Origin of the sequence: Collinsella sp. AM28-11LB (genome assembly GCF_003469895.1) — a bacterium.
Taxonomy (GTDB): domain Bacteria; phylum Actinomycetota; class Coriobacteriia; order Coriobacteriales; family Coriobacteriaceae; genus Collinsella.
Map to the genome: position 1 here is coordinate 1 of NZ_QSKJ01000017.1, position 11,964 is coordinate 11,964.

Annotated in this window: 12 protein-coding genes and 1 pseudogene; 1 reads left to right on the forward strand and 12 read right to left on the reverse strand. The window is 63.3% G+C overall.

Annotated features, from left to right (window positions below; translation table 11 throughout):
- The 9 genes from DW732_RS09495 to DW732_RS09535 form a co-directional block, all read right to left on the reverse strand.
- Window positions 1-161 (reverse strand): helix-turn-helix transcriptional regulator (locus DW732_RS09495; RefSeq protein ID WP_147356384.1); only part of this gene is annotated, 161 nt, incomplete at its 3' end.
- A 439-nt stretch (window positions 162-600) separates the two neighbouring features.
- Entirely contained in the window at window positions 601-960 is a 360-nt protein-coding gene (locus DW732_RS09500) for a hypothetical protein (RefSeq protein ID WP_117794733.1), read from the reverse strand.
- Between the two features lie 95 nt (window positions 961-1,055).
- Window positions 1,056-1,676, reverse strand: coding sequence for a helix-turn-helix domain-containing protein (locus DW732_RS09505; protein WP_117794732.1), 621 nt, complete (start codon window positions 1,674-1,676; stop codon window positions 1,056-1,058).
- 170 nt (window positions 1,677-1,846) lie between these two features.
- Window positions 1,847-2,734, reverse strand: coding sequence for a HAMP domain-containing sensor histidine kinase (locus DW732_RS09510; protein ID WP_118099409.1), 888 nt, complete (start codon window positions 2,732-2,734; stop codon window positions 1,847-1,849).
- A gap of 168 nt (window positions 2,735-2,902) precedes the next feature.
- Window positions 2,903-3,784: a hypothetical protein gene (locus DW732_RS09515; RefSeq protein ID WP_118099404.1), complete on the reverse strand. Its 882-nt coding sequence runs from the start codon at window positions 3,782-3,784 to the stop codon at window positions 2,903-2,905.
- A 160-nt stretch (window positions 3,785-3,944) separates the two neighbouring features.
- Complete coding sequence (locus DW732_RS09520) at window positions 3,945-4,904, reverse strand: ABC transporter ATP-binding protein (protein ID WP_118099405.1); 960 nt, start codon at window positions 4,902-4,904, stop codon at window positions 3,945-3,947.
- Window positions 4,905-5,009: 105 nt separating this feature from the next.
- On the reverse strand, window positions 5,010-5,747 hold the full coding sequence (locus tag DW732_RS09525) for a response regulator transcription factor (RefSeq protein ID WP_118099406.1): 738 nt from the start codon (window positions 5,745-5,747) through the stop codon (window positions 5,010-5,012).
- Window positions 5,748-5,859: 112 nt separating this feature from the next.
- Entirely contained in the window at window positions 5,860-6,063 is a 204-nt protein-coding gene (locus DW732_RS09530) for an Arc family DNA binding domain-containing protein (RefSeq protein ID WP_118099407.1), read from the reverse strand.
- Between the two features lie 81 nt (window positions 6,064-6,144).
- The gene (locus tag DW732_RS09535) at window positions 6,145-7,164 is read right to left on the reverse strand and encodes an SPFH domain-containing protein (RefSeq protein WP_118099408.1); all 1,020 of its coding nucleotides are present in this window, start codon (window positions 7,162-7,164) and stop codon (window positions 6,145-6,147) included.
- 394 nt (window positions 7,165-7,558) lie between these two features.
- On the opposite strand from DW732_RS09535, the gene DW732_RS09540 reads away from it, so the two are divergent.
- Window positions 7,559-8,809, forward strand: coding sequence for an MFS transporter (locus tag DW732_RS09540; protein ID WP_117799207.1), 1,251 nt, complete (start codon window positions 7,559-7,561; stop codon window positions 8,807-8,809).
- A 1,407-nt stretch (window positions 8,810-10,216) separates the two neighbouring features.
- On the opposite strand, the gene DW732_RS09550 is transcribed toward DW732_RS09540, so the two are convergent.
- The 3 genes and pseudogenes from DW732_RS09550 to DW732_RS09560 form a co-directional block, all read right to left on the reverse strand.
- Window positions 10,217-10,579, reverse strand: coding sequence for an MGMT family protein (locus DW732_RS09550; RefSeq protein ID WP_199407147.1), 363 nt, complete (start codon window positions 10,577-10,579; stop codon window positions 10,217-10,219).
- Window positions 10,580-10,806: 227 nt separating this feature from the next.
- Window positions 10,807-11,637, reverse strand: a complete 831-nt coding sequence (locus tag DW732_RS09555) for an HAD-IIB family hydrolase (protein WP_233505115.1) — start codon at window positions 11,635-11,637, stop codon at window positions 10,807-10,809.
- 136 nt (window positions 11,638-11,773) lie between these two features.
- Window positions 11,774-11,964: pseudogene (locus DW732_RS09560) on the reverse strand (tryptophan--tRNA ligase); the annotation flags it as partial.

The following is an 11,964-nucleotide window of genomic DNA, read 5'->3' on the forward strand; positions in this document are numbered from 1 at the left end:
AATAGGATGCTCAGCATGAGCAGACTCTGGACGTCCGGATATGTTTTGTCCCGCTCCCAGTTGCTGATCGTCTGGCGCGATACATAGAGTTTCTCGGCAAGTTGCTCTTGCGAGAGGCCCATCGCCTCGCGTCGTGTCTTGATTTGGTTGCTGATGTCCATCGTCACCTCCCGGTCGTGAAGAAGCGTCCCGCGATCACGCCGCGTGCGCTATCGAATCTGTTGTACATCTTACGCGGAACACTTCACCGCCCGCTGCAAAATCTGTTGTACACGCTTGTGAGCTGGGAGATTCATGAATCGTGGTGCGATTGGAGTGATGTGCGCCCTATATGCGGGCCTCTTTGATTGGCTAGATACGCACCGAGCTCTTTGAAACGTTGGGCGCCCAATGCGCATCTCATTTCATCTTCGGAGCACTTTGAAAACTTCGGTGCACCTGAGCATGATAAACCGAATGGAAAATGGTTCACAGATGCACCGAAGATCCGGTAGACGCACCGAAGATCCGGTAGACGCACCGAAGATCCGGTAGGCGCCCAAAGATCAGATGGGTGCACCGAAAGTGCCGGACCCGTACGGCCCTTTATGGACATCTGGTTCAACGTGGTGGGCGACACCGCTTGGCCATGCTGACGCGCAGGACCATGGCGGTGTAGCCGATTGCGGCGTAGGCGATGCCGTAGAACGCGATGTCCTGGCTGCCCTCGACCGCGAGGGGAAACAGGAGGGCGAAGGCGGCCCCGAGCGCCGCGGGCACCCAGAAGAGCGTTCGCGCGGAGCCCGCGGCGAGCATGCCGAGGGCGACCGCAATGATTGGGAGAAGGGCGTAGAGGAGCGCCATCATGGCGAACATCCCCGCATCGGGCGGGACGGCGCCGACCGGGAGGGCGGGAACCGCCCAGCATGCGGCGGCGATGGCGGCTGCGGAGATGAGCGATGCGCGCGCGGTTGCGTTCATGGGGCCTCCTCAACGAGAATCGCCCCCATTCTGCCACGAGGGGCGGGAACGGGGGCGATCGTGCCGGCGAAAGGCCATCCGGTCTGCAGATCTACCTAGCTCAACATCTTGGCGAGCATGCCGATGCCGACGCCAACCATGCCGCCGGCGATCGCGCCGAGGATGATCTGCACGCCGTTACGCGCGCCCTTGACCCAGGGGTTCATCTCGCGCTCGCGGTGTCCCTCGAGCGTGTCGCGCTCGACCTGCTCGCCGCGGCTGAACGCCAGCACCTCGCGGTACGTGACGAGGTCGTGCTGCTTCTTCATGCGCTCCATATACACGAACGCCACGAGCATCACGACGAGCGCCACGGCGGCGAACGCCGCGGTGGGCGCGATGTGGGCGCCCCAGCCCCATTCGAACTGGAACGCCGCCCACGCGCTCAGCGCCAGGAACACGACCGCGCTCGCGACCGTGATCGTGGAGAGGGCGTTGTACTTCTTAACTGCTTCGTTCATTACCTGTGCCATGGTTTCCACATCTCCTTTGATGAGGGAGTCCACGGTCACCCCGAACACGTTGGAGAGCAACAGCAGGCTCTGGACATCCGGATACGTGCGGCCGCACTCCCAGTTGCTGATGGTCTGGCGCGACACGTAGATGCGCTCCGCCAGGTCGTCCTGGGAGAGGCCGAGCTCCGTCCGATGCTCCTTGATGTGCGAGCCCAGCTCCATGCGTCTGCTCCTTGCGGGTCGGGGTGACCCCTGTCGAGGGCCACCATGGCATTGGCGGGCAAATCGTACCATCAAAGGTCTTTATATCGATGCCCCAACGGGTCGATTTGGGTTGCCAAAAGGCTTTATACACGCTTCTGAGCTGCAGGTTTTACAGTTCACATTGTTCATCAGCTTCGGTGGCTTCGGAGCTCGATGGTGAGGCGGCCGCCATCCGTCTTCGCCTCGAGGGACATCCCCATGGCCTCGGCCAGCTTCGCGGACGTCGCCAGGCCGAGTCCCGACCCCCCGCCGCGCCGTGCGGAGTCTGCCCTGTAGAACCGATCGAAGAGATGCTCCACATCCAGTTCGTCGGGATCGTCGATGGGGTTCGAGATGGAGAGGACGGGCTGGTCGGGCGACGCCGCGATGCGGAGCTCGGGTGCGCCGCTGCCATGCCTCAGCGCGTTCGCGACGAGGTTCTCCACGATGCGCCCCAGCGCCTGGCGGTCGGCCTCCGCGATGCACGGAGCTCCGGTCCCCGTCACGACCGGCTCCCATCCGAGGCGCTCGAAATCCGGATAGTGCCCGAGCAGGCATTGCTCGACGATTTCGCGCACGTCGATGGGCTCGGCATCGAGGGCGAGGTCGGGGTCGCTCGCCTTGGTGTAGGAGAAGAGCGCGTCTAGAAGCTCGGAGGTCCGGTCGATGCGCTCGACCGCGGCGTCGATGCGCCGCTGCTTGAGGGCGGGGTCCGCCTCGTCCGCGGCGAGCTGCAGGTGGCCCTTCGCCCCGGTGAGCGGGGTCCGTATGTCGTGCGAGAGCGCGGAGAGGTCGCGCTGGAAGTCCCGCTGGGCCCTCATGCCATCTATATGCGAGCGCATGGCGCGGTCGAGCTCCCCGTTGATCGCCTCGGCGAGTTTGGCGACCCCTGGGGCGTGCGCGCCTATGGTTATGCGCGCGTTGGCGGACGCGCTGCCGTCCCGACGCGCGTCGAGCAGCCGCGAGATTCGGCGGAGCTCGGGTGCATATGCCGCAGTCGTGACGAGCGCGCCCGCGAGAACGCCGATGATGAGCATGAGTACGGCGAGTGCGCCTGGGGACACGGTGCCTCCTTGGTATCGTGCCGCCCCCCTGACGAGCAGGTGGGCGGCGGGGAGCTTAAAGATAGGATAGTCGGGCCTCGTCGCCGTCTCGGTGCGGACTCGAGGGCGGGCCTGAGCGGAGACTCATCGAGCACCTGCGGATCACACGTCTCGCCTGCTTGCGGTGAGGAGAAACGTGCCGCCGCCGATGACGGTCCACATGAGGCCCGCCAACGCACCCCACAGCCACGTGGGGACGGCGCCGATGAGCGGCAAGGTCTGCGCTGGATCGAACATGGCTCCCGCCCCGAGCTTGAAGGCGGCGATGACCATGCTCGGCATCCAGTTCGCGATGCCGGTGAGGGCGGAGAACAGCGGCTCAAGCACGGGAGCGGCTTGCGCCCCCATATTGGACGCGAACATGAGCGCGACGGGGACGACGCCCATGATCAGGATGAACGTGAGGGTGTAGGCGGGCAGCTTCTTGCGGAAGAGCAGGACGACGGAAAGCGGGATCACCGTGAGCGCCCACACGGCGAGCCAGCCTCCGAGGAGCCACAGCGCGAGCTCGGCCGCCCCGTCGAACGAGGTGAAGGAGAGGCCCAGGGGAAGGGTGAGGAGCAGGTGCATGCAGACGAGGTGGCACACGATGCCCGCGATGAGCATCATGGCCGCCCAGATGCCCGAGAACACGACCTTCTCAGTGAAATATGACAGGCGCCCGGCGAGCGAGGAGACGAGCGATTTGACATAGCCGTCATTCAGATCGGCGAATATCCACTCGACCATACCGTAGGCGCTTGCCAAGCCCACGACGGAGACGGAGCCGAACATGGACCAGCCCAAAAACACTGAGGGCGTGGCGAGGGATTCGTGCACGCTGATCGCTTCGAGCTCACCGAGTCCCTGAGAGATGATGAGGGCGTTGAGCCCGACCTCGAGGATCGCGACGCCGAGGACGACGGAGAGATACTGCCACAGGGGTCCGCGTAGCCCACGGAAGCGCGTGCAGCGATAGAGGTCCGAGCGAAGGAGATTCAACATGGTTTACCTGCCTTTCCGGGCGGCGACGAGGATGTAGACGAGGAACGCGACGAGCGCGATGTCGATGAGGAGGTTGATGACCGGTGCGAGCCGGCCGAGTGTCGGCGGCCATGAGGGCGTGAGCGCGGACGGCGCAAAGGCGCTCGGGAGGGGCGTTGGACTAAGCATCCGCCCCGCCCATCAGCTCGACGAAGTACTCCTCGATGTCGCGTTCGACGTGGCTGAGCTCAAGGATGAGCAGGCCATGCTCACTGAGGGCCCTTGCCACGTCCTCCGCGGAGGGCGCCATGGGGGCGACAGCGGCGCCCCCGAAGCTCGTGGCGGCGTGGCGTACGGCTGCGCTCGCGAGAATCGACCCGTCCGGCTCCGCGCGCAGTGCCGTCCCCGGCAGCGATTCCTCCAGTATCGCGAGCGTTCGTGCGGGGTCATTCGTCCTAATGCGGATGGAGTTGCCGCACTCCCGATGCAGGTCGTCCATGGAGAGCTCGCGCACCATGCGGCCCGACCTGATCACACCGAAACTCGTCGCCATGCGGTCGAGTTGGTCGAGGACGTGGCTTGAGATAACCATGGTCACGCCCCGCTCCCGGTTGAGACGTACAAGGGCGCCTCGCATGGCCCTCGTCGATTCGGGGTCCAGCCCGTTGAATGGCTCGTCGAGCAGGAGTAGGTCCGGTCCGCCCACGAGCGCGAGTGCGAGTCCCAGGCGCTGCTTCATGCCCAGGGAGAATTTCTTGACGCGCAGGCTTCCCGTGTCGGCAAGGCCGACAAGCTCCAGTAGTTCGCGACAGTGCGCATTGGGGCGGACGACGCCGAGGGCGAGCGCCTTGCACATGAGGTTCTCGAGTGCGGAGAACGTCGGCAGGATGCCGGGGTCCTCGATGAGTGCGCCGACGTGGGAGAACCCCTCGCGTGCTCGTCTCTGCGCACCGAAGAGCTCTACGGAGCCCGAGGTCGGGCGCACGAGTCCCGCGATCATCTTCATTGCGGTCGACTTGCCTGCGCCGTTCTTGCCCACGAATCCGTATATTTCGCCGGCAGCGACGCACATGTCGAGGCTGTCGACGGCGCGCCTCTTGCCGTAGACGCGCGAGAGCGCATGGGTTTCGATGATGTTCATGGTGCCTCCTTGCAGTTCAGCATCAACTTGATTACAAGGATGCGGTCCATCTCTTGATAAAGTCCGAAGCAACCCTAAAGAAAGGGTAAAGTTCGGCTTGGTGGGTTAGCGTTCATCTTCGTCGAGCCTGAAGCCGATGCCCCAGACGGTTTTTATGTACGCGTCGGTGCCCGACGGCTTGAGCTTGGCGCGGATGTTGGATATATGGACCGTGACCGTGCTGTCATCGCCGGCATAGGGTTCACCCCAGGCCGCCTCAAAGAGATCCTGCTTCGAGAAGGCGCGCCTGGGCTGGCGCATCATGGCCTCGAGGAGGTTGAACTCGATGCGGGTGAGTTGAAGCGGGGAGCCCGCCACCAAGAAGGTGCGTGAAGAGGGTTCGAGCATCCATTCGCGAAAGACGAGCGTGCCGCTGGCTTTCTCGTGCGGCGTTCTGCTCTTGTTCGTGTGTGGTCCGCGTTGCTTCGACCTATGTCGGAGCTGTACCTCGACGCGTGCTGTGAGCTCATCAAGGTCGAATGGCTTGGTGAGGTAGTCGTCTGCACCGAGCTTGAGCAGCTCAACGCGGTCGGCGGTCGAGGTCCTCGCCGAGATGACGATCACGGGCAGCGCGGAATCGATTCCCCGAACGGTGTCGATGATCTGTTCGCCCGTCGCCCCGGGGAGCATGAGGTCGCATATGACGAGGTCGTAGGGGAGCGGGCCGCCGCCGGCGTCGAGTCGCATGAGCGCCTCGGTCCCGGAGAACGCCTGCGTGCAGGTGTGCCCATTTCGCGAGAGCTGGGTGGAGATGATCTCGTTGATGTCGGCGTCGTCTTCGACGACCAGGATGTTCGTGGTCATACCGGTCTCCTTGTCTGCAGTATGTCCCAGGCGCGTTCATTATCGTCCACAAATTGTAACAATCCCCTTGAAAGCAGATTCCTTTCGAGGGGATTGCATGCGGTTGGTTCGCTTACGGCGTAGGATCGCCCTCCGGTTTCTCCTTCGCGTCGCGCGAGCGCCCTTCCTTCTTCGGCAGCCTTCCCGCGCGCTTGAGGGCGTCGCGCAAGATCCACTCTACCTGGCCGTTGGCGCTGCGCATCTCATCGTCCGCCCAGCGTTGGACGGCCTCCCATATGACGGGGTCTATGCGAAGGGGGTATTGCTTGCGTGCCATGACGTGCTTTCTTATCGAGCTGAGGTGCGTGTGGCTGGAAAACCTCAGTTTAGGGACTGTCCCTAAACTGAGGTTGGGTGGTTAGTACAGAGAACCTGCGTTCAGGACCGGGTGCGCCTCGGATTCGCCGCACAGGACCACCATCAGGTTGCTGGCCATATTTGCCTTGCGCTCGTCGTCCAGCTCGATGGTGCCGCCCGCGGCCATTTCCTTGACGGCCATGTCGACCATGGAGACGGCACCCTCGACGATCTTCTTGCGCGCGGCGATGACGGCCTCCGCCTGCTGGCGGCGCAGCATTGCCTGGGCGATCTCGGGGGAGTAGGCGAGGTGCGTGAGACGGGCGTCGTCCACCTCCACGCCGGCGGGTGCCAGGCGCATCGCGAGCTCGCAGCGCAGGGCTTCGGAGACCTCTTCCACATTGGCGCGCAGCGTGATGGCGCCGGCGGCATCGGACTCGTCCTCCAGGTGGTCGTAGGCGTACACGCTCGCCACGTGGCGCAGCGCCGTCTCGGCCTGCATGGCGACATAGCTCTGGTAGTCGTCGACGTCGAAGAGCGCCTTGGCGGTATCGGCGACGTGCCACACCACGACGGTTGCGATCTCGATGGGGTTGCCCATTTTGTCGTTGACCTTCAGGCGCTCGCCATTCAGGGTGCGCACGCGGGTGGAGATAGTGGTGGGGTTGCCCTTGGCGGCCTTCTGCGCCGCGGCCTTGGCGGCCTTGGAATCGCTCATCTCGAGCTCGATCATCTCGCCGATCCCGGCCGATCCGCCCATGCTCTTGCTAAAGAACGGGTTGGCCCAGAAGAAGCCCTCGTCGCGGACGGTGCCCACGTACTTGCCGAACAGGATGCACACGCGCGCCTGGCCGGGCTGCAGCGAGAAGAATCCGTTGAGTGGGATGAACCACAGGCAAAACGCGAGGATGCTGAGGCCGAGCCCCCATCCGTAGACTGCGGGCGCGTCGACGCCGTCGGGCGTGCTCGCGAGCCCGATGGTGCTCCAGATAAAGAGGCCGATGATGACGATGAGCGCCACCGCCACGGCGACGAGCATGCCGTAGCCCGACTTGGCCTTGAGTTGCTTTTCCACGCTCATTGTGAGTTCCTTTCATGACTGCGCCGGCGTTTGCGTGACGTCCCCGGCGCCGCGCTCCAGATTGCGATGGGGAGGAGGCGAGTCCCCGAGCAGTCCGTGCGACTGCTGATTGCTTTGTGATATCACATTGAGACCAAGTCAAGGAGAATCGGATGCCGTCTCTCATGGCATAAGTGGTTCGGGGCGCCCGGCATCTACGCTCCGTAGAGGTCTTCCTGTTGCATCTTGGCTCGCAAGTCCCTATAATAGCCCCACTCACGGCTGAAGGTTTACCTCTAGATTTGGAAAGGGGAGCTGCACCATGCTTGCTTCCATGAGGATTTGGCTCTAGCCACGGTCGCGTGAGCGACCGGTACTTCGCTGCATACCACCGATCGCATCAAAGGATTATTCCATGACACAACCGAATCCCTGCGCTTCTTGGAAGCGCTCGCTCGCCATCGTCTGGATCGGCGAGTTCTTCTCCGTGCTCACGAGCTCCATTCTGCAGATGGGTCTCATCTGGCACGTCACCCTCACCACCGGCTCCGCGAGCGCCCTGTCGTTCGTGAGCCTGGCGGCCTTCTTGCCCATGGCGCTCCTCGGCGCCTTCGCGGGCACCATCGTGGACCGCACGTCCATCAAGCGTCTCATGATCGGCGCCGATCTCTTCATCGCGGCCGTGAGCCTCACGCTTGTCTTCGGCTCGCTTCGGGGCGACCTTTCTGTCGCCGTTGTGGCGGCGGTGCTGTTCGTCCGTGCGCTGGGCAGCACGCTCCATACGCCCGCCTTCAACGCGCTCACACCGCTCATCGCCCCGCCCGAGGTGCTCGGCAAGCTGGCGGGCATGCTGCAGTTCATGCAGTCGGGTAGCTATATCATCGGCAACGCCATCGCCGCGGCGGTCTACCCGGCGTTTGGTCTGACTTTCATGATCGCGCTCGATGTCGCCGGGGCGGTGCTCGCGAGCATCGCGGTGGCGACCTCCGGCATCAAGACGCCGGCGCCCGAGCGCCATACGCCCGAGGAGAACGCCGAGGCGTCGCACCGCGCGGTGCGGGCCTTCCTATTGGAGACGGCCAACGGGTACCGCGAGCTCAAACGCCATCACGGTCTGTTCGCCATGCTCTGGATCGGCTTCGCCTTCTCGGTCCTGTTCTCGCCCATATCCGCGCTGTTCCCGCTCATGGTGTTCGACCATTTTGGGGGCACCACTACGCAGTCGGCTATCGCGGAGATCGCGTTCTCGGTCGGCATGATCGCGGCGAGCGGCTGGATCGGGGCGACGGGTGGCCTTAAGAACCGCGCGCTTTCGTGCACGCTGGCCATCGGCCTCTTCGGAGCGGGCACGCTCGCGGGCGGCCTCGTGCCCCCTTCCGCGCTCGTTGTGTTTCTGGGGCTTACGTTCGCGATGGGGGTCTCGAGTCCGCTGTACAGCGCGCCGCAGATGGCGCTCATGCAGGAGCGCGTCGATCCCGAGTGCATGGGCCGCGTCTTCGGTCTGTACGGAGCGGTCTGCAGCTGGGCTATGCCCGTGGGGCTCGTCGCATCGACCTTGTTCGCGGACGCCATCGGCGTAAGCGCGTGCTTCGTGCTTATCGGTGCTGCAATGGTGATCCTAGCAGGCATCACCTGGGCGATCCCGAGCATCCGCAAGATTGGGTAGCGCTCTGGCGGAGTGCGTTTCGTTTCGGACGGCTTGTAGGGTCGCTGCGACGTGAAGGGTGGTCGACGGTGCGCCTGCGAGGGCGCCGTCGACCACCCTTTTGTTTAATTCGTCTGGCCCGGCGCCGATCATCATCTGTTCGCCGGGCGATTGCGATGCCGCCGCTTGCCGATACGCGGCTCCTTACGTTGTGCGCATCCCATCGTTCTGGCAGCGTTTCCTGCAGTTAATCTCCAGAGCCCGAGGCGGTGGCCCCTATGAGTAATCTGCTCGAATCCATTCTGCGCGTCGGTATGACCGTGTTCATCGTCGGCCCGCTCACTGCATGGGTCGCCCGCCGCGGCGCGCGCGAGCGCAGCGAGGCAACGGACAGCCTCGATTGCTTCACGGTGCGCATGCCCGCAGCCATCCGCACGATCATCGCCTGCTGCGCCGTCGCGTTCGAACTGCTCATGCTGGGTGTCTACGTCTGGCAGGGCGTCTCGCTGGGCGAGTGGGACCACGAACTTGTGTGGTTCGGTCATGCCATGGCGCTCGCGGGTATGGCTATCTGGGCCTTGCTGAGCATCCCGCGTATCGACGTGGACGGTGGGCGCATTCTCTCGCGTAACGCCTTCGGCATCCGCAAGGAGACGACGTTTGGCAACATCACCCGTGCAACGCTTCACGCGCAGATGATGAGGATCGACCTGTTCGAGGGCGACCGGAAGTTCTGCTCGATAAGCCTCGAGGGGGTGTGCTCGCTCAACCTCCTCGCCCGTCTGGAGGAAGAGGGCATCGAAGTCTCGGACGCCGTCGACGGTCCCATGACCAAGGCGGGCCTGTGTTGGTCTGCCATCAAGCCGTTGACGATTGTTTTCAACGGCATGGCCCTCGTCTTCTCGCTCGTCCTCGCCTTCATGGCGGTCTTCACCGACGAGGGTGCGCGTCTGCTCGTGCTCATCCCGTTCCTGTTCCTGTTCATAGGGGGGTTCCTGCCCCTGCTCATGCTCGGCATGCCGGCCCGCGGCATCCTCGAGATCGGCAGGCAGGAGCGCACGCTCGGTTTCTCCTTCTCCGAGGAGATGGCAAGCCGAGGTGCCACGGGTACTTCGCTTGTCGATGACGATTGGTTCATCGAGATCAGCAACGCCCGCGTCGTGGCGTTTCGCCGCGATTACCTCAAGAAGATCACGGCGCACGAGAACAGCGAGAGCGGCGACCGCTGCACGGTGACCACGAGGGGTGGTCGCAAAATCAAGGTGTATGCAAGCGGGCAGCACGCTCGAGGACCTGCGCACGTGGTTCAAACAGGGTGCCAAGGTCAGAAGCACACTCGACCGCGCGGGGGACGCACTCGAGGCGACCGTTTGATTGGGTTGCCTGCCAAGGATCCAAAACGGGAAGGGGCGCTGTCGGCGCCCCTTGTCATACCAGGCCCGCTGGCCAGCGAGAGGCCTGCAGGTCGACATGTCCGTTGGCGAGGAAGGCAACGCCTTCGTCCTCGAGCAGTGTGCGCTGCGCCTCGGGCCCACCGAAGGCGAACCCCTCCGCGAGGCGTCCGTCGGCGAATACGATGCGATGACAGGGGATGGTGCCGGGTTCCGGATTGACGTGCAGGGCGTATCCCACGTATCGGGCTCGACGGGGCTCACCAACGAGCTTGGCGATCTGACCATATGTGGCAACCATGCCGCAGGGCACCTGGCGTACCATGTCGTATACGCGGTTGAAGAATCCGTCGGTGTCCCGGTCTGCCATGCCGCCCTCACTTTCAATCGATATCGCCATTGTAGTCAAGAAAGGCGCCCCACATGTGCGGGGAGCCTTTCCAAAGAGGTGTTGCGCGAGGGGAGGGAAGGCGCAACGTTCGTGTCGAAGGTCTTTAATTCGCCTGTGCCTTCATTAAGTTAACTATAGCTAATTCTCTGAGACCCAAGTCGTAGACCGACGAGCACACAGCCTCTCCATAAGTTAATCAAGGGTTACAAATAGAAAGACACAGTGACATGTGGTCGTTAGGGTTCAAGGAATCGCTCGATGAGTTCGGAGAACGCACCCTCAGTCCCAGCCGTTTCAAGGACGACATCGCAATACGGCCGCACGTCGTCGGTGACATTCGCCACGCCGACGCCCAGTCCCGCCGCCTTGATCATGGAGAGGTCGTTTGCGGAATCACCAACGGCGATGACCTCGGACATCGGAATTCCCAGCATATCGGCAAGGCGCGTGAGCCCCGTCCCTTTGTCAACGCCTGCGGGCATGAGTTCGAGGTAGCGCTTGGAGGAGAAGGTGATGTCAACGCCGAGTCGCTCGGCCATCGGCGCGAGCTTGCGGCCCAATTCCTGCAGCTCATCGAAGTCCCAGTCGACGTACAGGATCTTCACGATGCCACGGCCTTCAAGGAATGAGAGGTCGGGATGGTCAGATCCGCGAAAATGAGTGACCCCGGTGATCGATTCCAGATAGTCGCGCTCCCGTGTGGGTGCGTCATTCACGAACACGTGGCCGTCGGCGACGTTGACGTGCATGCAGAGTCCGAGTTCGAGCCCCTTTGCATAGATCGCGTTCGCGCATTCGTTGGAAAGGCCGCAGGTGGTGAGCGGGGTGGGGTCTCCCACGCGGTTGATGAAGCCGCCGTTATAGGAGAGCACATAGCCGTCTTCGATCAGCTCGCGGGCCTCCCCCGAGAAGTTGTCCATGATAGAGGAATACCATCGCCCGCTCGAAGGGACGAACAGCACACCGAGCTCCCTCATGCGTTTGAGTGCTCGGAGATTGGACGCCGGGATGGCGTGGTCGGCATCGAGAAACGTCTCATCCATATCGCTGGCAACAAGTCGGTACATGCAATCCCCCATACAACGTAAAAAACGAGGCGGGCTTATTATCGCCCACCTCGTAAGACCTTGGCTATGTCGAAGGCGTGGACACGTGAAGATGGCCCATTCGCGTGTCGCGGCGCGTTTCCGCGAGCCGGATGGCTTAGTACACCATGCCCATGGCCTCGCGCACCTCGGCGAGCGTGGCCTCGGCGACCTCGTTAGCGCGGCGGTTGCCCTCGTGCAGGACGTCCTTGACGTAGTCCATATCCTGCACGAGCTCCTCGCGGCGCGCGCGGATGGGGGCGAAGTGCTCGTTGACCGCCTCGGTCACGTACTTCTTAAGCTGACCGG